This window comes from Streptomyces sp. NPDC090022 (assembly GCF_044748145.1).
Lineage (GTDB): Bacteria > Actinomycetota > Actinomycetes > Streptomycetales > Streptomycetaceae > Streptomyces.
Map to the genome: position 1 here is coordinate 30159 of NZ_JBIVFN010000029.1, position 22164 is coordinate 52322.

20 protein-coding genes and 2 pseudogenes are annotated in these 22164 nt (G+C 73.5%); 13 read left to right on the plus strand and 9 right to left on the minus strand.

Translation table 11 applies throughout. The features are described from left to right. Positions 1–52 precede the first annotated feature (52 nt). A complete protein-coding gene (locus ACIPXB_RS32205) occupies positions 53–448 on the minus strand; it encodes a hypothetical protein (RefSeq protein ID WP_401455667.1) in 396 nt (131 codons plus the stop codon). Positions 449–736: 288 nt separating this feature from the next. On the opposite strand from ACIPXB_RS32205, the gene ACIPXB_RS32210 reads away from it, so the two are divergent. After that, the gene (locus ACIPXB_RS32210) at positions 737–1123 is read left to right on the plus strand and encodes a hypothetical protein (RefSeq protein ID WP_401455669.1); all 387 of its coding nucleotides are present in this window, start codon (positions 737–739) and stop codon (positions 1121–1123) included. Positions 1124–1198: 75 nt separating this feature from the next. After that, positions 1199–1843, plus strand: a pseudogene (locus ACIPXB_RS32215) (class I SAM-dependent methyltransferase); the annotation flags it as partial. On the opposite strand, the gene ACIPXB_RS32220 reads toward ACIPXB_RS32215, so the two are convergent. Then, positions 1822–2226, minus strand: coding sequence for a winged helix-turn-helix transcriptional regulator (locus ACIPXB_RS32220; protein ID WP_401455670.1), 405 nt, complete (start codon positions 2224–2226; stop codon positions 1822–1824). The pseudogene ACIPXB_RS32215 and the gene ACIPXB_RS32220 sit on opposite strands and share 22 nt — an antisense overlap. A gap of 91 nt (positions 2227–2317) precedes the next feature. On the opposite strand from ACIPXB_RS32220, the gene ACIPXB_RS32225 reads away from it, so the two are divergent. Together ACIPXB_RS32225 and ACIPXB_RS32230 are read left to right on the plus strand one after the other, a co-directional pair. Then, positions 2318–3157 carry an SDR family oxidoreductase gene (locus tag ACIPXB_RS32225; protein ID WP_401455672.1) on the plus strand — a complete coding sequence of 280 codons (840 nt, stop codon included), beginning with the start codon at positions 2318–2320 and terminating at the stop codon, positions 3155–3157. A 117-nt stretch (positions 3158–3274) separates the two neighbouring features. Beyond that, on the plus strand, positions 3275–3745 hold the full coding sequence (locus ACIPXB_RS32230; protein WP_401455674.1) for a MarR family transcriptional regulator: 471 nt from the start codon (positions 3275–3277) through the stop codon (positions 3743–3745). A 62-nt stretch (positions 3746–3807) separates the two neighbouring features. On the opposite strand, the gene ACIPXB_RS32235 is transcribed toward ACIPXB_RS32230, so the two are convergent. Further along, positions 3808–5586: an ABC transporter ATP-binding protein gene (locus ACIPXB_RS32235; protein WP_401455675.1), complete on the minus strand. Its 1779-nt coding sequence runs from the start codon at positions 5584–5586 to the stop codon at positions 3808–3810. A gap of 55 nt (positions 5587–5641) precedes the next feature. Further along, positions 5642–6883 carry an MFS transporter gene (locus ACIPXB_RS32240; RefSeq protein WP_401455677.1) on the minus strand — a complete coding sequence of 414 codons (1242 nt, stop codon included), beginning with the start codon at positions 6881–6883 and terminating at the stop codon, positions 5642–5644. 99 nt (positions 6884–6982) lie between these two features. Here ACIPXB_RS32240 and ACIPXB_RS32245 point away from each other — a divergent pair, with 99 nt between their 5' ends. Next, positions 6983–8068: a DUF5937 family protein gene (locus ACIPXB_RS32245; protein ID WP_401455679.1), complete on the plus strand. Its 1086-nt coding sequence runs from the start codon at positions 6983–6985 to the stop codon at positions 8066–8068. A gap of 279 nt (positions 8069–8347) precedes the next feature. On the opposite strand, the pseudogene ACIPXB_RS32250 reads toward ACIPXB_RS32245, so the two are convergent. Beyond that, a pseudogene (locus ACIPXB_RS32250) lies at positions 8348–10630 on the minus strand (WD40 repeat domain-containing protein); the annotation flags it as partial. 108 nt (positions 10631–10738) lie between these two features. Between ACIPXB_RS32250 and ACIPXB_RS32255 the strand changes: the two are divergent. The 3 genes from ACIPXB_RS32255 (at position 10739) to ACIPXB_RS32265 (ending at position 13625) form a co-directional block, all read left to right on the plus strand. Next, the gene (locus ACIPXB_RS32255; protein ID WP_401455681.1) at positions 10739–11806 is read left to right on the plus strand and encodes a helix-turn-helix transcriptional regulator; all 1068 of its coding nucleotides are present in this window, start codon (positions 10739–10741) and stop codon (positions 11804–11806) included. A 245-nt stretch (positions 11807–12051) separates the two neighbouring features. After that, positions 12052–12552: a hypothetical protein gene (locus tag ACIPXB_RS32260; protein WP_401455684.1), complete on the plus strand. Its 501-nt coding sequence runs from the start codon at positions 12052–12054 to the stop codon at positions 12550–12552. Beyond that, entirely contained in the window at positions 12534–13625 is a 1092-nt protein-coding gene (locus tag ACIPXB_RS32265; protein ID WP_401455685.1) for a WD40 repeat domain-containing protein, read from the plus strand. The genes ACIPXB_RS32260 and ACIPXB_RS32265 overlap by 19 nt, the downstream gene beginning before the upstream one ends. A gap of 81 nt (positions 13626–13706) precedes the next feature. Here ACIPXB_RS32265 and ACIPXB_RS32270 read toward each other — a convergent pair whose 3' ends face one another. Further along, a complete protein-coding gene (locus ACIPXB_RS32270) occupies positions 13707–14654 on the minus strand; it encodes a DUF4344 domain-containing metallopeptidase (protein ID WP_401455687.1) in 948 nt (315 codons plus the stop codon). Positions 14655–14776: 122 nt separating this feature from the next. Between ACIPXB_RS32270 and ACIPXB_RS32275 the strand changes: the two genes are divergently transcribed. Further along, a complete protein-coding gene (locus ACIPXB_RS32275) occupies positions 14777–15208 on the plus strand; it encodes a GNAT family N-acetyltransferase (RefSeq protein ID WP_401455753.1) in 432 nt (143 codons plus the stop codon). 52 nt (positions 15209–15260) lie between these two features. Here ACIPXB_RS32275 and ACIPXB_RS32280 read toward each other — a convergent pair whose 3' ends face one another. Next, positions 15261–15398 (minus strand): hypothetical protein, encoded by a 138-nt coding sequence (locus ACIPXB_RS32280; RefSeq protein WP_401455690.1) that lies wholly within the window; start codon positions 15396–15398, stop codon positions 15261–15263. Between the two features lie 47 nt (positions 15399–15445). Here ACIPXB_RS32280 and ACIPXB_RS32285 point away from each other — a divergent pair, with 47 nt between their 5' ends. Then, complete coding sequence (locus tag ACIPXB_RS32285) at positions 15446–16093, plus strand: SDR family oxidoreductase (RefSeq protein WP_401455754.1); 648 nt, start codon at positions 15446–15448, stop codon at positions 16091–16093. Positions 16094–16335: 242 nt separating this feature from the next. Then, positions 16336–17895: a PKD domain-containing protein gene (locus ACIPXB_RS32290; RefSeq protein ID WP_401455692.1), complete on the plus strand. Its 1560-nt coding sequence runs from the start codon at positions 16336–16338 to the stop codon at positions 17893–17895. A gap of 76 nt (positions 17896–17971) precedes the next feature. Here ACIPXB_RS32290 and ACIPXB_RS32295 read toward each other — a convergent pair whose 3' ends face one another. Both ACIPXB_RS32295 and ACIPXB_RS32300 read right to left on the minus strand, forming a co-directional pair. Then, the gene (locus ACIPXB_RS32295; RefSeq protein WP_401455693.1) at positions 17972–18121 is read right to left on the minus strand and encodes a hypothetical protein; all 150 of its coding nucleotides are present in this window, start codon (positions 18119–18121) and stop codon (positions 17972–17974) included. Positions 18122–18330: 209 nt separating this feature from the next. Further along, entirely contained in the window at positions 18331–18780 is a 450-nt protein-coding gene (locus tag ACIPXB_RS32300) for a VOC family protein (RefSeq protein WP_401455696.1), read from the minus strand. Positions 18781–18849: 69 nt separating this feature from the next. Between ACIPXB_RS32300 and ACIPXB_RS32305 the strand changes: the two genes are divergently transcribed. Continuing rightward, a complete protein-coding gene (locus ACIPXB_RS32305) occupies positions 18850–19461 on the plus strand; it encodes a TetR/AcrR family transcriptional regulator (RefSeq protein WP_401455698.1) in 612 nt (203 codons plus the stop codon). A 99-nt stretch (positions 19462–19560) separates the two neighbouring features. Further along, complete coding sequence (locus tag ACIPXB_RS32310) at positions 19561–22065, plus strand: MFS transporter (RefSeq protein ID WP_401455701.1); 2505 nt, start codon at positions 19561–19563, stop codon at positions 22063–22065. The last annotated feature ends 99 nt before the right edge of the window (positions 22066–22164 follow it).

The window sequence follows — 22164 nt, forward strand, 5'->3', positions numbered from 1 at the left end:
GGCCGGCCGACCGCCCCGCCCCGCACCTCGCGGGCCGTCCCGAGGCCGTCCACTACCGCCCGGGGGACCGCACCCAGGGAGCGAAGCGCTGATCGGGGTCCGCATCCTCACGCCAGTAGCGCAGGACGGTTCCCTGGACGATGTCGAGCCGCTCCGCGGCGATCAGGCACGAGACGGGCTCCTGCCCGCCGGCGTCGGCCTCGAAGGCGACCACGACGGGAGGCTCCCCGCCGAGCTGACGAGCGACCTTCAGAAGCTCGGCCGCCGACGGCGCCCGGAAGACCGGATCCTGGAAAGCGGACGGGCAACTGACGAACTCCGGTTCACCGAAGACCAGTTCCAGGCCGTGGTGGTACGTCAGGTCGTAGCCGGCGGCCAGCGTGAGCCGTCCGGCGTCCCAGGCGACGACGTCCCAGTCCCACCAGGACCCCTTCGGCAGCTGGATCACAGTCCCCGGCTCCTCCGACATCACCGCGGCTCCTCGTCCCGTTCGAACAGATCGTCAGCCTACCCAGAGGGCATGACCGTGGGAGTGTTTCGGCCCCCGGCCTCGGAGGGCACTGCCAGAATGGGCGATTCCACGTGGCGCCCGCTCCGGGAGGACGAGTTGAGCATTCCAGAGGCCAGTGGGCCCCAGCTTCCCCCGTCGCACCCGCCGCAGAAGCAGCCGGTGGAGGCCCCCAGCCGCCGGCCGGACACCAGGCCCTCGTCCTGGCTCAGCCTGCCCCGGCCGAGGATGAGGATCCGCAACCGCCGGACAGCGGCCCTGACCTTCCCGGCGGACCGGTGGGCCGCGAACAAGGCCGCCGAACAGGTCCTGAGGACGGTACGGGGCTGGGGCCACCAGGGGCTGGACGAGCAGGACCTGGAGACCGCCGTCCGCTTCCTGGTCGACGCCGCCGTGCGGGACGGCGGGCGCCGGGTGAGCATGCACCTCGGCGACCAGGAGGACAAGATCCTCGTGGTCGCGCTCAGCCACCAGGCCGGGAACAGCCCGGAAGGCGACGTGTTCGACGGACTCCGCACCCTCGCCACCGTGGACAGCTGCGGCGACGACCTCGCCGCCGACGGCCGCCGCGTCTGGGCCGTCCTGAACACCGGCCCCCACCCCCGCAGGCCCTAGCGGCACCACCCGCGACCGGATGGCCGGCTGTCGAGGTCGGCGTTCGCCGTCGGGGCACGATGTACTGTCGCGGGCATGGTCGAACACGATGCCCTCCGTGCCACCCGCGAGGCCTATGACGCTGCCGCTTCCACGTATGCGCAACTGTTCCGCGACACGCTGCGCGACAGTCCCCTGGACCGCGCGATCCTGGGCGCTTTCGCCGAGTCCGTCCGTGCCGGTGGGGAAGGCCCGGTCGCGGACCTGGGGTGCGGGCCCGGCCATGTCACCGCCCACCTGGACGAGTTGGGGCTGGCAGCGTTCGGTGTCGATGCCTCTCCCACGATGATCGCCCTGGCGCGAGAGGCCTATCCCGGTCTGCGCTTCGAGGTGGGCTCGATGGCCGCGTTGGACATCGCCGACGACGCGCTGGGCGGCGTACTCTCCCGGTGGTCCGTCATCCACACGCCGCCCCCGGAACTCCCCGCCGTCCTGGCGGAGTTCCATCGCGTGCTGGCGCCCGGTGGCCACCTTCTGGTCGGCTTCTCGGCCAGCGGTGACGCGTCACACCCGACACAGGTCTACGACCACGCGGTCGCGCCGGCCTATCGGTGGTGGCCCGATCACCTCGCCGCCCTGCTGCGCGCGTCCGGGTTGGCCGAGGTGGCCCGGCTGGTCCGCGAGCCCCTGCCCACCGACCGGCGGCAGTTCCAGGAGGTTCAACTGCTCGCCCGCAAGGCGTGGTCCGGACTGCCTGCCGGCCCGTCCAGCGACAGTCGCCGCGTGATCCGGCCGAAGAGCTCCTCCAGCGGCTCGCCCAGGTCCCGGCCGAACTCGGTCAGCCCGTAGGTGACCTGAGGTGGTGTGGTCGGCTCCACCTTCCGCCAGACCAGGCCGTCCTCGGCCAGGACGCGGAGGGTCTGGGCGAGCATCTTCTCGCTGATGCCGTGGATGCTCTCGCGCAGCTCGTAGAACCGAAGGTCGTTGCTCCGCAAGGAGATCAACACCCAGATGCCCCACCTGCTGGTCACATGGTCGACCACATTGCGCGCGGGGCAGTCGGTGTGAAACACCTCACACCCCTTCCCCGTCCGACCCTGTGTGAACTGCGAGCCTCCCACCATGTGAGGAGCTTACCTCCAGGTATGTACTTACCGGAAGTTAGCCCGGTTCCTAGCGTGAAGACCGCACACGAACACCGGACTGGGAGTGAACATGATCGTGGTGACCGGGGCTACCGGGAATGTGGGACGGCCGTTGACACGGACGCTGGCCGAGGCGGGTCAGCAGGTGACCGCCGTGTCGCGGCACGCGGCGAGGATGCCGGACGGGGTGCGTCACGTGGTGGCGGACCTGGCCGACCCGGCCGGTCTGCGGCCCGTACTGGCCGGGGCGAAGGCCCTCTTCGTGCTGCTGTCCGGCGACATGCACGCGGCCGGAGCCAGGTCGGCGGAGATCATCGCCGACGCCGCCGACAGCGGCGTCCGCCGGGTCGTCCTGCTCTCCTCGCAGGGCGTGGCGACCAGGCCCTTCGGCCGGACGCGGATCGCACTGCGGGCGGTGGAGGACGTACTGCGGGAGTCCGGCACGGAGTGGGCCGTCCTGCGGCCGGGCGGCTTCGCGTCCAACGCCCTGTGGTGGGCCGGTTCCATCCGCGCGCAGCGGATCGTCGCCGCGCCCTTCGGCGACGTCGGGGTGCCGATCATCGACCCGGCGGACATCGCCGAGGTCGCGGCGGCCTGCCTGCTCGACGACCGGCACACCGGCGGCGTGTACGAGCTGACCGGCCCGGAGGTCATCACCCCGCGCCGGCAGGCGGAGGCCATCGCCGCCGCGCTGGGCGAGCCCGTCCGGTTCCACGACCTCTCCCGCGAGGAGGCCAAGGCCGCCATGACCGCGAGCATGCCGGCCGAACTCGCCGACGACACCTTGGACATCCTCGGTTCCCCGAGCCCGGCCGAACAGCGCATCAGCCCGGACGTCCAGCGGGTCCTCGGCCGTGCCCCCCGCCCGTTCGCCGCCTGGGCCGCCCGCAACGTCGACGCGTTCCGCTGAGCCGACCAGCCCCTGCGGGCCGCGCCCGGCCGGGGCGCACAACCGGATGCTTCTCCTTGACCTCAAGTCGAGTTGAGGTCTTACGGTCTCCTCACCAGCGATCAACAGGAGGCAGCCATGACCATCTCGGACCTGACCGACCAGCAGCTCGCCGCTCAGCCCGCCGCGTACTGGACCGGTATGGCCTACGAGGCCCTGATCGCCTTCACCCGCGCGCGCCAGGCCGAGCACGGCTACACCCAGCCCCAGTTCTGGCTGCTGCGCAACCTGTCGGACAAGGACCTGTCACCCGACGGGCAGGGCCGCACGGTGGCGGCGCTCCGCGAGGCCATGAGGAGCTACCTCAGGCCCGAGGACGACCTGGAGTCGGAGTCGAAGGTGCTGCTGGAGCGCGGCTGGCTCGCCCGGGACGACGAGGGCCGCCTGTGGATCACCGAGGCGGGAGAGACGGCCCGCGTCGACCTCGGCAAGCACACACCGGCGATACGTGACGCCATCCACGACGGAATCGACGACGCGGACTACGTCACAACCCTGAAGGTCCTCGGGCAGATGATGCAGAACGTCCAGGGCCACCTGCCGCGGTAGGTGCCCCGGGCCCGGGCCGGGCGCGGCGTGGGCCCGGGCGCGGGGCACCGGTCGGGTGCGCCCTACGGGGACAGGAACTGCGTCGCCGCGAGCTCGCCGTACAGTTCGTCGCGCGCCACCAGGTCCTTGTGGGTGCCCACCGCCCGCACCCTGCCCTCCTCCATCACCACGATCCGGTCCGCCAGCGTCACCGTCGACAGCCGGTGCGCCACGACCAGGACCGTCACCTCACGGGCCGCCTCGGCGACCACGTCCCGCAGCGCCAGCTCGTTCACCGCGTCCAGCTGCGAGGTCGCCTCGTCCAGGAGCAGCAGCCGGGGCTTGCGCAGCAGCGCGCGGGCGATGGCCACGCGCTGCCGCTCCCCGCCCGACAGTTTGGAGCCGCGATGCCCGACGACCGTCTCCAGACCCTCCGGCAGCCGCTCGACCAGCGCGTCCAGCCTGGCCCGTACGAGCACCTGCCGGATCTCCTCCTCGGTCGCCTCCGGCGCGGCGAACACCAGGTTCTCGCGCAGCGTCCCCGACAGGACGGGGGCGTCCTGCTCGACGTACCCGATCGCCGCCCGCAGGTCGGGCAGCGACCAGTCCCGCACGTCCTTGCCGTCGATGAGGACCCGGCCGCCGCCCGGCTCGTAGAACCGCTCGATCAGCCCGAACACGGTCGTCTTCCCGGCGCCCGAGGGGCCGACGAAGGCCGTCATCCCGGCGCCCGGCACGGTGAAGGAGACCCCGGCGTGGACGTCGGGGAGGTCGTCGCGGTAGCGGAAGGAGACGTCCTCGAAGACGACGGAGGCGGGGCCGTTCTCGGCGCCACCCGCCGCAGGGGCGCCCAGCTCCTCCGTCTCCAGACGCTCGGCCTCCAGGATGCGGCCGATCGCCGCCGAGCCCACCTGGTACTGCGTGGCCGCGTCGACCAGCTTGGAGACGGGCTCGATCAGATAGAAGAGGAAGAGGAGGAACGCGATGAGGGAGGAGACGGGTATCGCCCCGGACGCGACCCGGGCACCGCCGATGCCGAGCACCGCGAGGAACGACACCTGCACGGCCAGACCGATCGAGGACCCGGCCACCGACTGCCACTTGGCCGAGCGGACCCCGTGCCGCCAGGCCTCCTTCGCCGCCGCCGTCACGACCGCGGTCTCCCGCTCCTCGGCGCCGGACGCCTTGATCGTACGGAAGGCCCCGAAGGCCCGCTCCAGGACGGTGGAGATCTCACCGACCGCCTCCTGCGAGCGCTTGGTCGCCCGGGATATCCTCGGCATCACGAGGGCGAACGCGCTGCCGATCAGCACGATCACCCCCAAGGTGACCCCGAACAGGACGGGATCCATCCAGGCCATCATCGCCAGGGTCGCCACGAAGGCGAGGCCGCCGGTCGCGGCGGAGACCACGGACTGGGTGGTGACGGCGCGCAGCAGGGTCGTGTCGGAGGTCACGCGGGACATCAGGTCGCCCGGCTGGGTCTTCTCCAACTCGGGCAGCCGCAGCCGCAGGAGACGGCCGATCAGCGTCCGGCGGGCGGCCAGCACGACCGATTCGGCCGTCCGCTCCAGAACGTAGGCGCCGAGCGACTCGACGGCCGTGGCGAAGACGACGAGGGCGGTCAGCAGGAGCAGGACCCCGGCGATCGACCGGTCCTCGCCGAGCCGCTCCACGAGCGCCTTCGCGGCCAGCGGCTGCGCGAGCCCGCCGACGGTGCCGACCAGCGCGAAGAGGGCGCCGAGGGCAACGGTCCAGCGGTGCGGCCGGAAGTGTGCGTACAGCGCACGCCAGACCTCACGCGCGGGTACGGGAGGGGCAGCGGCGGGGGCGGGGGAAAGGACAGGGGTGTCGGTACTCATGAGGGTGAGGACGCGAAACGGACCGGTCTGCCTGACGGCGCCGGCGGAGCAGCCGTCATGCGGACGACCCGACGGGTACGGCGGCCGGCCCCCGGTCCTTCTCGGCGGCCACGGCACCGGCGGAGACGAGCGTCGCGGCGGCCAGGCTGCCCCAGAGGGCGGCCGGGCCGTGGGGTGCGAGGGCCGTGATGACCGCCGGTGAGACGGCGAGGCCGAAACCCGTGGACAGCTCGAACCGGGCCAGGGTCCGCCCCAGGGCGTGGGCCGGCGCCAGGACGGTGACCAGCGCCGTGGCACTGCCGGCGTAGACGATCTCGCCGATCGTGCACAGCACGGACACGGCGGCGACGGCCGGGGCACCCCAGCCCGGGCCCAGTGAGGTGGCCGCGAGGAAGCCGACGTAGGAGGCGGTGAGCACGACGCCGGCGAGCGCCAGCACACGCCGCCGGGGGAAGCGGGACATCAGCAGGGTGACCGGGACCTGCAGGGTGACCACCAGCACCGTGTTGGCGACGAAGACGGCCGCCGACCAGACCGGGGAGGCGTGCAACTGCGTCACCAGGACCAGCGGGAGCGCGATTTCGGGGACGTTGAGGCAGAAGACGTACACCACGTTGGCGGCCAGCAGTGCACGCATCCGGGGTGCGGGCCCGCCGTCCCCGTCGCCGTCCCCGTTTCCGTCCCCGTCCCGGGTCAGGGCCGCGCGCAGGCGCACCGACCACGCCAGCGCGGCGGCGACGAGATACGCGAGCCCGGTGACGGCGGCCAGAGCCTGGAGCGCGCCGGCGCCGCCGGCCAGGCACGCGGTGGCGAGGAGCGCGCCCACGCCCAGGCCGGCGTTGCGCAGCGCGCGGCCCGCCGCGAGAGCGGTGTCGCGTTCCCGGCCGTGGGCGACCGTCGCCACGAGGGCGGCATGGGCGGCGGGCCACGCCTGGTTGCCGATCCCGAGGAACAGCGCCGCCGTCCCGAACAGCCAGACGTGGCCCGCCGGGGTGAGCAGCAGGACGGCCACACCGAGGACGCGTACCAGCATCGACGCCGTGACGACCGAGCTGCGTGCGCCCCGGTCCAGCCAGATGCCCACCGCCGGCGTGCACAACAGGCCCGCGACGATGCCGACGGACATCGCGACGCCGGTGACGGGAGGGGACAGCTCCAGCACCATGACCCCGTAGAGCAGGAGGAAGGGCCGCAGCAGGCCGGTGCCGAGCGCGTCCACGACCAGGGCGACGGCGTAGCGGGGGCCTCCGCAGGAGCGGACGAGGGCGCGGGGCTGGATCTCGGTGAGGGTTGCCATGGCGCAAACGGTGCGTGCGGCCGCCCGCTCGGCCACGTCGGTTGACGATGTCCGTCAACCGACACCGCCCCCGGCCGTCCGGTCAGCGATCATGAGGGGGTGACGTTGAGGATCGACATCAGTGGGCTGCCGTCCGGGCGCGTGCGGTTCGCCGCCTCCCCGCTGGCCGAACTGACCGCGATGCTGCACGTGCTGGCCGAACCCGGGCACCACCCGCAGTTCGCCGACCGGGCCGCCGCCATCTGGTCCGGGCTGCGGCCGGAGCTGGCGGAGCGGCTGCGGGAGGCGGAGTTCCTCTGGCGCTCCTCGCAGGCGGACTTCCTGATACCGGCCCGGCCCCGGCCGACCCTCGCCGAGGAACTGGACGACGTGGACCGGATCGACGACGCGACGTACGCGACCGCCGCGCTCGTCACCACGTGCGGCGGCGGTACGGGCCACTTCGCCGCGCGGTCCCCGCTCACCGACGCGGCCACGCGGCGGCGGGCCCTCGACCTGGCCCAGGCCCGCGGCGGGCGGCAGGAGGCCTTCGCGGAACGGCTGCTCGCGGACCCGGCCGCCGTCCGGGCGCGGATCCGCGAGACCCTCGAACAGTGCGCCGAGGCCTTCTTCGACGCCGCCTGGGCGGGCGTCTCCGTGCACCTGGCCACCGACCTGCGCCTGAAGAACGACCTGCTCAGGCACCAGGGCCTCGAGGCGGCACTGGCATCGGTCTCCCGCGCCGTCACCCTGACCCCGGACGGCGACTGCATCATCGTGGACAAGCTGCAGGACACGGCGGCCTCCGCACACGGCAGCGGCGTCACCTTCATCCCCACCGTCTTCGGCCGCCCGCACCTGGTCGCCGTCCACACGCCCGGCTGGCACCCGGTGGTGCAGTACCCCGTGGCCGAGCCGGGCCCGACGGAACCGGTGTCGCTGGACACCGTCACCCTCCGGTTGGAGGCACTCGCACACCCGGTCCGGCTGCGGTTGCTGCGTACCCTCGCCCGCGGCCCGCACACCCCCAGGGAACTGGCCCACACCTGGGGACTCTCACCCCCGGAGGTCTCCCGCCACCTCGCCGTCCTGCGCCGCGCGGGCCTGCTCACGACCCGTCGGCACGGCCGTTACGTCCGCTACTCCCTCAACCTGACCGACCTGACGACCCTGGGCTCCGACCTCTTGGCGGCCGTACAGCGCTGAGGCGTCAGCCGGCGGGCGCAGCACCGCGACGTCCGGGCCGAAGGCGACGACGAGCCGACCGCCCGGGGCGGACGTGAGCGCACGCACGGGCAGGGGGAGCGGGTGGTCCTCGCCGGCCCTGCACCCGGTGGTGAGGTCCCAGAACCCCAGGCTCTGCCCGTGGCCGACGGCCGCGACCGGCCGGCCGTCCCGGACGACGAGGGCGAGGGCGCCGTGCGAGTCCGTGGCGCCGGTCCGCGCCTCGCCGATCCGGGTCATGGCCACGAGGTCCCACAGCCGTACGCTCCCGTCCCGGCTCCTGCTGAGCGCCCGGGCGGGCCCGTCCGGCTCCGTGGCGGTCACGGCCGTCGTGGCGGTCACGGCCGTCACCCAGTCCGTATGGCCGGTCAGCGGTTCGCCGAGCTGTCGGCCCGTGCCGAGGTCCCACAGCCGTACCGTCTTGTCCCAGCTGCCCGTGACGGCTACGGGGCGTCCCCCCACGACGGTCGTCGTGACGGCGGTGACGCGGCTGGAGTGACCGGTGAGGGGCTCGCCGATCCGCTGACCGGTGGCGAGGTCCCAGACGCCCAGGGTGCGGTCGCTGCCGGCCGTGACGGCGACGGGGCGGCCGTCGACGATCGCGGTGGCCAGGGCCAGTACCCGGTCGTGGTGGGTGAGGAGAGGACCGCGCCGGTGTTCCCCGCCGGCCGGATCGAGGACGTGCAGCGCACCGCCCGGACCGGCGGAGACGATGACGGACCGCCCGTCCACCACAGCCGTCGCGAGGGCGGCGGGCTCGCCCTCGGGGCCGGTCAGGGGGGCGGTGACCGGCCGTCCGGTGGCCAGGTCCCAGGTGCGCACGGTGTGGCCGGCGTCGGCGGTGACGGCGAGAACACGCCCGTCGAGCACGGCCGTCGCGACCGACACGACGGGCCGGCCGTGCCCGGCCCTCACCTCCGACTGCGCCTTTGGGTCCGGCTCCGGGCCTCGCGGCTGTGGTGCGTCGCCGATGTCCCAGACGCGTACGGTGCCGTCGGCGCCCGCGGTGACGACGGCGGGCAGCCCGTTCAGCACGGTCGTCGCCACGTCCCAGACCCGGCCCTCGTGGCCGGTCAGCGGTGCGCCGCGCTGCCGCCCGGTGGCCAGGTCCCATATCCGTACGCCGTCGAGTCCGGCGGAGACCGCGAGGGGGAGTCCGTCCGTCACCGCGGCGACCGTGCCGTCGAGGGCCCGGACGGGGTCGGTGTGACCGGTCAGCGCACCGGCCCCGGCCGGGCGGCCGGCCGCGTCCCGTACCGCCACCGTGCCGTCCTTCGTGGCGGTGAGGACGATCGCCGGCTCCTCGGCCGCGGCTCCGGTGAGGACCGCGGCCGCGCTGCCCGACCAGCCGTTGACGCGGTCGGATATCCGGCGCCACAGAGGCGTCCGCGCCGCCGGACCGGTGGCAGGGGAAGCCGAGGGGGACGGGGAGTCCACGCTGGGCAGGGAGTTCACGGGGGACGGCGAGTCCATGGGGGACCGGGAGGGCAGGTCCGCGGGCAGGCCGGTGCTCCGGATCACGCGCGCGCCGTCGGGACGGCGGCCGCCGCTGGTCAGGTCCCAGACGGCCAGGGACCCGTCCGCTCCGCTGACGAGGGCCAGTGTCCGCCCCGCCGACTCGACGGTCTCGCGCGACCGTGCCCACGCACCGTCCCCGCGGACACCGGTCAGGGCCCCGATGAACTGCGGGCCCTCGTCCTCGAGTCCGAAGGTGACCGCCCTGCCCCGCACCACGGTGAGCACCGACACACCGGGCGCCTCCACCGCCCGGTCCAGGTCCGGGGCGGACGGGGAGATCCCCACCGGCCGTCCGGTGGCCAGGTCCCACACGCCCGGAGGCAGGTCGTCCGCACCGGCGGTGACGGCGAGCAGGCGCCCGTCGAGGACGACGGCCCGCACCACCCGCAGGGAACGCGCCAGTTGGCAGCCGCGCGCCAGGTCCCACACGCCCACGGTCCGGTCCGCGTCCGTGTCGTCGACGGTGACGACGACCCGGAGGCCGTCGTCCAGGGCCGCGACGTCGACCGCCGACGGGAACGCGGAGACCTGCCTGCCACTCAGCGGGTCGCCGACGCACAGGGTGCGGTCGGCACCCACCGTGAGGACGACACGGTGCCCTTCCAGGACGGTGTCCTCCAGCACCCTGACGAACTCACCGGCCTCGCGGCCGGCCGCCAGGTCCCACACGAGCACCGCCCCGTCGGCGTGCAGCGTGAACGCGACGACCTTCCCGTCGGCCACCGCCGTGGCCACGGACCGCACGTCGGAGGTCACCGACGACACCGGGTCGGTGCGGCCCGCGAGGGGGCCGTGCAGCGGCGCGCCCGTGGCCAGGTCCCAGATCCGCACGGTGGTGTCCCGGCCGCCGGAGACCGCGACGGACCGTCCGTCGAGGCGCGCGGTGGCGACCGCCGTCACCGGGCCGTCATGACCCGTCAGGGTGCGTACCAGCCGGTGGTCCGGCAGGGCGGACCCGCTCACCCAGTCCGCCGTCCACACGGCGGCGGACCGGGACAGGGACCCTCGTTCGGAATTCTCAGACATGCCCCGAGGCTAGAGGCCCGCTCTGACATCCCGTCCCCACGGGGCGGCCGGGGCCGGGACCGAACGTCCAGGTACGGTGACCCGGCCACACCGCGACCATGGGAGTTCGTGGTCCTCACGTTCTTCGACGCGCGACGGCCGGCACACGATCTGTACGCCGCCGCCGGCCGGCATGCGGGTCCCCGCCAGACGGGGGCCGGGATCTCCCGGGTCCTCGCTCCCCTCCTGCCCCACGACGGACTCGGCCTGGTGGCCACCGATCCGGCGACGGGGCTCGGCCTCGGATGCTTCAGCTTCCGGCACGAGTACGAGCCGTCCCTGGCCACCGATCTGATCATGCACCGCTACACGGGCGGCGATCCGTGCCGGCCGGCCGCCCTCGCCGGGGCCGCCACCCCGGCCGCCGTCCTGGGCCCGCCGGACGAGCAGCCGTTCGACCCGCGGGTGCGGGAGATCCTCACCGCGTACGGGGCGGGCTCCGAGCTGAGACTGCTCCTCCGGGACAGGTACGGCGTCTGGGGTGCGCTCGGACTGCTGCGCTGCGCCGCCGCCTGCCCGTTCGGCCAGGACGACGCCCGGCGGGCAGCCCGCCTCGCACCGGCGGTCGTCGCCGCCGTGCGCCGCTACGCCACCGCCGGCCCGCTCGTCCCCACGGCCCCCGCGCCTTCCGCCGGAGTGGTCACGGTGGGACCCGACCACCGGATCAAGGCGGTCAGCCCCCAGGCCCGGGACTGGCTGGCCCAGTTGACCGGGGGGAGCGGGCACGCGTTCCCGGCCTGGGTGCCCGACGCGTTCCTCGTCGCCCTCTCCCTCGCCGTGCGATCCCGCGCCCGGGACACGGACGCCTGGTTTCCCCTGGTGTGCGCGCCGCCGGTGGTGTGCGGGCGGTGGATGACGCTCCAGGGCCAGCCGCTCGACGCGGACGCGTCCGGAGACGTCGCCCTGGTCGTCCAGGGTGCGGTCGCAGACCTCGTCACGCCGTCGTTCTGCGCCTGGTACGGCATCACCCCCCGCGAGCGCGACACGCTCCCCGAGCTGCGCACCGGCGCCCCCGCGCGTCAGATCGCCCGGCGTCTCGACCTGTCCGCGCACACGGTCGACGACCACCTCAAGGCCCTGTTCCGCAAAACGGGCGCCGACGGCCGCGACGAACTCATCGCCGCGCTGACCCGCTGACCCGCTGACCCGCTGACCGGGGCCGGGGCCGGGGCTCGAGCCGGGACCGGTGCCGGGGGCCCCTCCCCCATGGCCCCCTCACCTGGTAACGTCCGCGCGCGCACCGGGGGATGCCGAAACAGGGGGAGCAATGGCCGAGTTGCTCAGCGCCGAGGATCCGGAGCGGATCGCGGGATACTGGCTCACCGCCCGGCTCGGGGCGGGCGGCCAGGGGACGGTGTACGAGGCCTACGACGAGCCGGCGGGTGCTGAGCGCCCCGGCGAGCAGCGCCGTCGCCCTGTCCCAGGACGGCGCGACGTACGCCTACTGCCCGCCGGGCAGACGGGTGCAGCTGTACTCCACGGCCACCGGGCGGACGGAGGAACTCCGCCGGGAGGCCCCCTATTCCACCGCCATCTGCGCGGCGGGCCAGCGGCTGGTCCTCAGCGCGGACGGCAGGCGTCTGATCCACACCGCGGTCGGCCGCACGTCCACGCTGTGGGACGTGCCCTCCCGCACCGCGGTACGGGAGTTCACCGCGGCATCGGTCGAGGCCCTCAGCCCGGACGGTGCCCTGGCCGTCGAGGTCACCGAGACGCAGTTCAAGGTGCGGGACGACAAGGACACGTCGTCCTCGGCCTTCCTGCTCGGCTTTCCCCGGCTGGACACCGACGGCCGGGCCATCAACCTGTCCCTCGCCTTCGACGCCGACAGCCGGTGCTGCGGTACGTGTCCAGGGACCGCCAGGTGCGTTCCCTGGACCTGACGTACGCGCTCCAGGACGCGGCCGCCGAGGCGAACGTCCAGAAGGCGGTGTTCGCCCCGGACGCGGCGACGCTGGCGACGGTGGGGGCCACGGACAGCGACACCACCGACCGCTTCCGGCTGTGGACCACGGCCGGCGGCCAGGTGCGCGATCTGCCGCACCACCCGGTCATGGCGGCCGTACCCGAGGCGTACGACGAGGACGACGACGGCACGTCCGCCTACTCCCGCGACGGGCGGCTGCTGGCCACCGATTCCTGGCACGAGGACCGCAAGCCGCGCGTGACGGTGTGGGACGTCCACGAGAACCGGCTGAGGGCCGAACTCACGCTGCCCGATCCCGTACTCGGCGTCAGCGGGTTCACGTTCACCCCGGACGGCACCCGGCTGGCCGTCGCCGTCACCAAGAGCTCCGGCCCTGGCCGGCCCGTCGCCCGCGCGGTGCAGCTGTGGAACCTCGGGTCCGGCCGTCAGGAGTACGAGATCGCGGACACCGGGGCGGCCAACCTCGAGATCAGCCCTGACGGTTCCCACCTGTTCACCTCCGCGGGGGAACGCGTGGACCTCGCCGCCCGTACCGTGGAGCGCGGCGTCCTCGGCCCGGGTGTCATCCAGGACCTGGAGTTCAGCGACGACGGCTCGGTCCTCGCGGTGAGTCTGCTACAGGGCACGGTGACCTTGTGGGACGGCGCGGGGCGCCGCCGCCTGGGAGGCCTGTCGAGTACGGCGGCCACCCGCGGCGACGACTTCGGCGGACGCGTGGCGGCGCTGCGCTTCTCCCGCGACGGCAGGACCCTGGCCGCGATCGTCGGCGACAGCAAGGTCCAGCTGTGGGACGTACCCGCCCGGCGCCGGCTCGGCGATCCGCTGCGCGGGTCCGCCGGGCTGCTGAGGGCCCTCGCCTTCGACGCCCGAGGGCGGCTGCACGTGTCCTCCTCGTACCGCCCGCACCGGGTCTTCGACCTCGCACCGGAGGCCGTGGCACGCGCACTGTGCGAACGGGTCGGCCGGGACCTCACGCGCGCCCAGTGGCAGCAGAACGTGCCCGACCTGCCCTATCGGTCCGTCTGCTGACGCCCTGTCGGCCGACGCGGCGCGCGGGCCGGCCGCAGACCGGTCTCAGGGTTCCGTCCCCGGCGTACGGATGGCTGCGCCTCATCGACCGGTGCGGATCCTGTCCAGCTTCTCCTCGAAGGCCTTCGTCTCCGCGATCAGCCGGGCCCGCGCCTCCTTCTGACGCTGGTCGCCCTGCGCCTTGAACCCCTCGCGCAGGTGCGGCTGGAGCTGGGTCCACCAGCCGTGGTCCAGCATCGCCCAGGCCTGCGGGCACAGCGGAGCGCGGGTCTTCGGCAGGTAACCGTCCCCGACCAGAGGTCCGTCGAACTTCTTCGGGTCGCTGCCGTCGAGATAGCAGAGGAAGTTGAACACCCGCTGCTGGGTGACGGGGTGATCGCTCGAGAGCCCTTCGAGCGTCAGCTCGCCCTCGGCGCGGGCGATGGCATCGAAGATCATCGCGGCCGCGAGCGAGGGGTCGGGGCCGGCCTCGTTGACGGTGTGGAACGACGCGAAACCGTCGGCGGCGTCCTCCTCCAGTCCGAGGTTGGGCAGTTGGAGCTGGCGCTGCAGCGCGTGGCCGAGCTCGTGGCCGAAGATGAACCGGGTCGACAGCGCGGCCAGGTCGTCGGCGTTGAACTTGTCGGCGGGGAACAGGGCGGGCCGCTTCACGGACTTGGCCACGTCGCCGGCGACCTCCTGGACCTGCGTCAGGAACCGGGGCGGGATGTAGATCGTTCTGCCGTCGGGCTGGGTGACCGCGTCCGTCACTCCTGGTGGGACCTTCCCGGTGACCTTCACGACCAGGTCGTGGGGGAGGGCGACCGACGTGTTCACCCAGTCGGCCGTCTTCTCGAGCACGCCGGACTTCCGGAGCGCATCGACGGCCCGCCGGTCCTGCGGTGCGATGGCATCGTCCTCGTAGACGATCGTGACCCTGCCCTCGCCGTCACCCGCGTCCGTGTCGCCACTGCCGGTCCACGACACGACGGCGAGACCGGCCGCCATACCGAGGGCGAGCAGCGCCCCCGCCGCAATGGTCCGCGCCACGGTCGACCACCCGCCTCTGCTCGACATCCGGGTCCGACAGGCGGATTATGACGGACCGGCCATACGCCCGCAATGACAGTTCTGTGACGTTTTGTCGCACGCGGTGGCCGACCAGGTGACGTATCCGTCCCCTCGCCCACGGAGCCAGGGTCCGCCCGCGTACCCGTCCGGAGGGTCAATGGACTCGAATCCCGGCCCGCTACCTCCTGCTCTCCGCGCGCGGCGGGGTCTGGAACTCCCTCGGCGTCCGTGCGGGCGACGAGATCGTGGGGCACGTCATGTGGGCCCGGGGCGACGAGGACGGCTCCCACTGGATCGGCGGCATGATCGTCGACGCTGCCGAGCAGGGGAAGGGCGTCGGTCACGCCACCATGCGGGCCATCGTCCAGCGCCTCGCCGCCCTCCCGGAGTGCGACGGGATCCGCCTCTCCTACCACCCCGACAACACGCCGGCCGCACGCCTGTACGCCTCGCTGGGCTTCGCGCCCACCGGCGACCACGAGGACGAGGATGAGGAGATCGTGGCGGCGCTGCCCGTGCCGCGCACGGCCTGACGATCCGGCGGCCCGCCCGGCAGGCGAGCGCCCGCCGTGGCCCGAGCCGCCTTCACGGTGCGGACGGGTCCAGCCATGCGCCGATGGCCGGCAGCGCCTCGGGACCGTTGTCCCGTTCCACCGAGCCGACCAGGTCGGCGATGGTGACCCCGCGCAGCGACGCCTTCCAGGCGGCTTCGGCGGCCGCCATCACACGGGCGATCCCGCACGGCCGGCCACGAGCCGGTCGCCGCGTCTCTGTCGAGCGGAGTCGACCTGCTCACCGGTGCGGGACTGGACCAGGCGCTCGCCGGCGCGGAGACGGTCGTCAACGTGACGAACTCGCCCACCTTCGACGAGGCGTCCCCCGACTTCTTCCGCACCACGACGGGCAACCTGCTGGCGGCCGGCGAGCGCGCGGGCGTCCGCCACCAGGTCATCCTGTCGATCGTCGGCGTGGACCAGGTGCCGCAGCTGGACTACTACCGGGCGAAGACGCTCCAGGAGGACCTCCTCGAGCAGGGGCCCACCCCGTACTCGATCGTCCGCGCCACCCAGTTCTTCGAGTTCATGGACGCGGTGCTGTCCTGGACCGCCGACGACCAGGCCGTACGGCTGCCCTCCACCCCCATCCAGCCGATCGCCACGGCCGACGTGGTCGCCGCCCTCGCGGACGTCGCCACCGGCGCACCGCTGAACGGCACCGTCGAGGTCGCGGGCCCCGACGTCTTCGCCCTGGACGAGCTCGGCCGCATCACGCTGTCGGCCCGGCAGGACCCCCGTACGGTCGTCACCGACGAACAGGCGGGCATGTTCGCGGTCGTGGAGGGTGATGTCCTGACCGCCGGACCCGACGCGCGCAGGGCTCCCGCCTCCTACCGGGACTGGCTCGGCGCGACACGCTGAGGGAGGCCGGGCCGCGGCGGCGGCCGACTCGGTGATCCAACCCCCTCGCGGGAAGCGCGGCACCTCTGTACCCTGAGGGGGCTTTCACTTCTGATCGCGTTCAAAAATAAAAAATGGGGGGGCCGGTGCGCAATCGCCGACTCATGTTTTCCGCCGTCGCCGTCGCGGCGGGTGTCACTCTCGTTCCGGGCGTGGCCCACGCGGCCGGGCCGGACGGGAGCAGGGCAACGGACCGTCCGGGGGTGTCCGTTCCCGACCTCGACCTGACCGAGGCCAAGGCCAAGGCGTACCAGGCCGAGACGTCCAGCAGTCCCGCCTCCAAGACGGTCCACCCGGCCGTCAAGGCCGGCAAGCGGGCCGCTCCGCAGAGCGAGGGCGCGCCTGCCGCCGAGCCGACGGTCGGGCTCGAGGCCACGTCCACCAGCGCCCACGGCGTCCAGCTGAAGCTGGCCGTCACCAGCGATCCGGGCACCGCACTCGGCGTGCGCGTCGAGTGGGGCGACGGCACCCAGGTGCAGGTGGGCGCCAACGGCCCCACCAGCCTGACCGAGAACCACACGTACGCCAAGGCCGGCATCTATACGATCAAGGTGACCCTGATCGACGGCAGTGGCGGCGGCGTCCGCGGCACCAACCAGACGGTCATCCGGACCGCGGGCAACGAGTTCACCCCGCACGCTCCCACCCGGCTCCTCGACACCCGCGAGGGCATCGGCGCGCCCCAGGCCAAGGTCCCGGCCTTCGGTCACGCCCGCCTCAAGGTGGCCGAAGCCGCCCAGATCCCGGCCGGGGTGACCGCCGTGGCCCTGAACGTCACGGTCACCAACCCGACCAAGGCCGGGCACGTCCGCGTCTACGCCGAAGGCGCCGACCGGCCGGAGACCTCCAACGTCAACTACGCTCCGGGGCAGACCGTTCCGAACATGGTGATCGCGTCGGTCGGTGAGAGCGGCCACGTGGAGATCTACAACCACGGCGGCGGGGAGATCGACCTCATCGCCGACGTCACCGGCTACTTCAGCAAGAGCGCGGCCAGCGGCTACACCGCGCTCGGTCCGAGCCGTGTCGTCGACACCCGCGAAGGCCTCGGGGCGGGCCGGGGCCAGGTCCCGGGCCACGGAATCCTCAGCACCCAGATCACCGGCCGCGCGGGCGTCCCGTCGACGGCGAAGGCCGTCGCTCTCAACGTGACCGTCACCGAGCCGAATTCCGACGGCCACCTGACCGTCTACCCCTCGGGCGGCTCGGCCCCGACCGCGTCGAACCTGAACTTCACGCGGGGGCAGACCATCGCCAACTCGGTCATCGTCCCGATCGGCCCCGACGGCAGGATCAGCGTCCGCAACGGCGCCGGCGCCGGCGCCCACGTGGTCGTCGACGTCGTGGGCTACTACAGCCCCGAGAGCGAGAGCGCGCTCGTACGCGGTGGCCCGCAGCGCTGGTTCGACACCCGCACGGAGGCGGAGGGCCCGCTCGAGGGCCGCTCCTACATCTACGGCCGGGTGCGGGGCGGCGACCCGAACGTCACCGCCCTCATCACGAACGCCACCGTCACCAACACGGCGGGCACCGGCTTCCTGACGGTCTCCCCGGACCCGAACTCGTGGAGCGCGTACGAGGGCGGCTGGGAGACCCGGCCGATCCCGCCCAACTCCTCCAACCTCAACTGGACCCCGGGCAAGACCGTCCCGAACCTGGTCCAGGCGAGCTCCGGCGCCAACCAAGTCATCGACTTCTGGAACATGAGCTACCAGCCCACGGACCTGGTCGTCGACACCTTCGGCTTCTACGCCAAGAACTGACCCGGCCAGGGGGCTCCCTGGGTCTGAGCCGCCGGTGGCCGGTGGCCGGTGGCCGGTGACCGGCGGCTCGGCCGGATCAGCTCCAGCGGATGAGCGACACCCGGTGGGTGCCGGCCCCGTCGAGAGGCCGCTGCAGCTCGGCGATCTTCACGGGCCGGGCCCCCGGGGTGGCGAAGTCCGAACGGTAGAGCACCCACTGGTCGCGGTCGGTCTCGGAGAGGAACACGAAGCTCTTGCCATCCGGGGAAGGCGTGGGGTCTCCGGTGCCCCGGTCGCTCTCCGGGAGCAGCTTCTCGCGGGCGACTTGACCTCCCTCCGTCGATGCCGCTCATCAGTCCCACCATCGCCACGCGCGTTCCGGTTCGGGCGGCCGGGTGGAAGTCCCCCCGGCCGCAAGGCGAACGCATGATCGCATACGTGCCGGGACGGGGACGGTCAGGAATCGGTGTACCCGGCGGCGTACTCCTCGCCGGGCGGGACGACGGTGATGACGTCGATCAGGACACCGTCGGGGGCGGCGACGATGAAGTGCCGCTGGCCGAAGTCCTCGGTCCGCAGGGGCAGCAGCTCGGGCAGGCCGGCCTCCGTCACGAGCCGCCGGTACTCGCGGTCCACGTCGTCCACCTCGAAGTTCAGCAGCAAGCCGCCCTGGAGTGCGGTCCGGTGCCCCTCGGGCAAGGTCGGGTGCGCGTGGTCCAGCAGGGCCAGTTCGTACTGCGGGGCGTCGGGGCGGCGCAGGCTGACGTACCAGTCGGCCTCGAAGGTCACCTCGAACCCGAAGTGGCGGGTGTAGAAGTCGCGGGAGGCCGCCACGTCCCCGGTGGCGAGCACCGGGTAGAAGCCGCCGAGCCTGGTGGTCGGCACGGTCGTGGGTGCGCTGGTCATGGCAGAAGCCCTTCCGGTTCATTTCGCATACCCTCGGTATGCGAACCATAGATGTAGCATACCCTGGGTATGCGAAATGGGAAGGGCGGTGCGTTCGCGATGGCGGGCAAGCGGGCGGAGCAGCGGGAGGCCACCCGGCAGGCGCTGCTGGCCGAGGGGCAGCGGCGGTTCGCCGCCGACGGGTACCACCACGTCGTGCTGGCCGAGGTGGCGCGGGCCGCCGGGGTCACCAAGGGGGCCGCCTACCACCACTTCGACAGCAAGGAGGGGCTCTTCCGGGCCGTGGTCGCCGAGGTCCAGCAGCAGCTGGGCGAGCGGGTCGCGATGGCGGCCGAGCGGTACGAGGACCTCTGGGAGCAGCTCCGGGCCGGCTGCCGGGCCTTCCTCGCGGCGGGGACCGACCCGGCGGTGCGGCAGATCCTGCTGGTCGACGCACCGGCCGTGCTGGGCTGGGACGAGTGGCGGGCCCTGGACGGGGAATCCTCGGCACGGCACCTCTCGGAGGCCCTGACGGCGCTGGCCGCGGCCGGGATCATCGCCGATCAGCCGGTGGAGCCCATGACCCGGCTGCTCTCGGGGGCGATGAACGAGACCGCACTCTGGATCGCACGGGGCGGGGACCCGCAGGCCGCGGAGCAGGCGCTCGACCAGCTCCTGACGGGCCTGCGCACCCCGGCCTGACCTCCCGCACCTCCCGCGCGCCGCTCACCCTGCCGGAATTCTCCGGGCATTCGGGAGATGGGCCCACCCCTGCCGGACAGGTGGCATACCTTCGTCCCCGTGGACCAGTTGATCGCAGCAGACCCGACCCGCATCGGCCCGTACCGCCTGATCGCCCGGCTGGGCGAGGGCGGTATGGGCCTGGTCTATCTGGGCCGTTCCGAGGGCGGTCGCACCGTCGCCGTGAAGGTGGTGAAGGCCGAGCACGCCGGGCACCCCGAGTTCCGCAGGCGCTTCGCCCGCGAGGTGGCCGCCGCGCGGCGGGTGGGCGGGGACTGGACGGCCGCGGTGCTCGACGCCGACCCGGAGGCCGCCGTGCCCTGGGTGGCGACGCAGTACATCCCGGGGCCGGACCTGCGGACCGTGGTCGCCGAGGACTTCGGACCGCTGCCCGAGCACTCGGTGCACACCCTGGCCAACCGGCTCGCCGATGCCCTGCGCGCCGTGCACGAGGCGGGCCTGATCCACCGTGACCTGAAGCCGTCCAACGTCCTGATCACCGTCGACGGCCCCCGCGTCATCGACTTCGGCATCGCGCGCGCGATGGACAGCCTCGCCGGCGACAGCCTGCACACCCGCACCGGCATGCTCATCGGATCTCCCGGCTTCATGTCGCCGGAGCAGGTCCGCGGCCTCGAACTCACCCCCGCCAGCGATGTCTTCTGCCTCGGCGCGGTCCTCGTGTACGCCTCCACCGGACGGCTCCTCTTCGGCGCCGCCGACTCCGGGCTCAACGCCCATCTCTTCCGGGTCGCCGAGGAGGAACCGGACCTCACCGGCGTGCCGCAGTCGCTGGCCGTTCTCGCACGCGCCTGCCTGGAGAAGGATCCCGCCGACCGGCCCACCCCGCGGGAGGTGGCCGCCCGCACGGCGGTCGACCGCGCCGGGGAGTGGCTGCCGGGCACGGTGCTGGCACAACTGGGCCGCCGGGCCGCCCGGCTGCTGGACTGGGCACCCGAGGCATCCACCGCTGCCGCCCCCTCCACCGGCGAGGCCGCCGCGCAACAGCCGGACCCCCGGCTCCCCTCCGTACCGCACCCGTACCAGCCGGTGTCGCCGCCGCCCTCCTACGCGCCCACGGCGCCGGCCGCGGCGCAGTTCGTCCCCGCACAGGGCTTCGGTCCGCCCCCGGCTGCCCTCCCCGACCCGACGGCCCCGCACCCCAGGCGTTGGTGGGGCCTGGGGGTGCTCGCCCTGACGCAGTTGCTGGTGCTGACCGACGCGCTGGGCTTCAGCGCGGTCCTGCCGACCGTCCGGGCCGAGCTCGATCTCGGCAGCGTCGTCCTGAACCCGTTCGAAGCGTACGTACTCGCCTTCGGCGGGCTGCTGCTGCTCGGCGGTCACCTCTGCGACCTGGTGGGGGCGAAACGGGTCCTGATCATCGGCCTGGCCGGCTTCGCGGTGGCCTCCGCGCTCTGCGGCGCGGCGCCAGGGCCCGGTGTGCTGATCGCGGCGCGCGCCCTGCAGGGCGCCTTTGCCGCTCTGCTGGCACCGTCCGCGCTGTCGCTGGTGTCCACCGGCTTCACCGACCCGGCCGAACGTGCCCGGGCCTTCGGGATCTACGGGACGGTCGCGGCCGGCGGCGGGGCCGTCGGGCTGCTCGCGGGTGGCTGGCTCGCCGAGCTGCTGTCCTGGCGCGCGTCCCAGTACGCCGGCGTCCTGCTCGCGGCGCTCGCGCTGACCGGCGCGGCCACCCTGCTGCCGGCCCGGCCGGGCGGCCCCGGCCCCGGTGCCCGCTCCGACCGGCCCGGCGTACTGCTCGGATCCGCCGGTCTCGCCGCCCTGATCTACGGCATGGACGAGGCCGGGACGCTCGGCTGGGGCGCGCCCCTGGTGCTGCTCCTGCTCGCGACGGGCGTCGTCCTGCTCGTGGCCTTCCTGCGGCGGCGGACCGCGAGGTCCGGTGCGCGGACGGCCGGCTACCCCGTCTGGGACCGCGACCGCGTCGGCTGCGTCCTGGCCATGGTCCTGGCGGGCGCCGGCCTGCTGGCGCTGCTCCCCACGCTCGTCCTCTACCTGCAGTACGTCCTCGGCTACGCCCCGGGCATGACCGGGGTGATGCTCCTGCCCGTGGCCGCGGCGGCCGGCATCGCCGCCACCCAGGTGGCGGCGCGACTGCAGCACCGCACCGAGCCCCGCGTGCTGATCGTGCCGGGCCTGGTGACCGCGGCGGTCGGGCTGCTGCTCCTGGCCGGCATCGACTCCGGCAGCGGGTACGGGCCCCACGTGCTGCCCGGAATGCTGCTGGCCGGATTCGGCGGCGGCCTGGCCTTCGTACCGCTCTTCGCCACCGCCACCGCCGGCGTCGACCCGCAGCACTCCGGTACGGCCTCGGCGCTCATCGTCACGGCCCGGCAGCTCGGCGAGGTGATCGGCGCGGCCCTGCTCACCGGTCTCATCGGCGCCCGGCTGGCCGACGCGTCGGAGGAGGACCGGTCCGAGGAGCTGCTGCACGGCTACACCGACACCCTCTGGTGGGCGGTCGGCGCCCTGCTGCTGGCGGCCCTGCTCGCCGGCCTGCTGGTCAGGTCCCGGGCAGCGGGCGCGGCCGACGCCCACGCATAGACAAGAGGGCCGTGATCGGCTCTCGGGGCATGGCGTCACCAGCACTTGCCTCTACCTATCGATATTCGATAGATTTCCATCGTCGGTCGATGGAAGGTG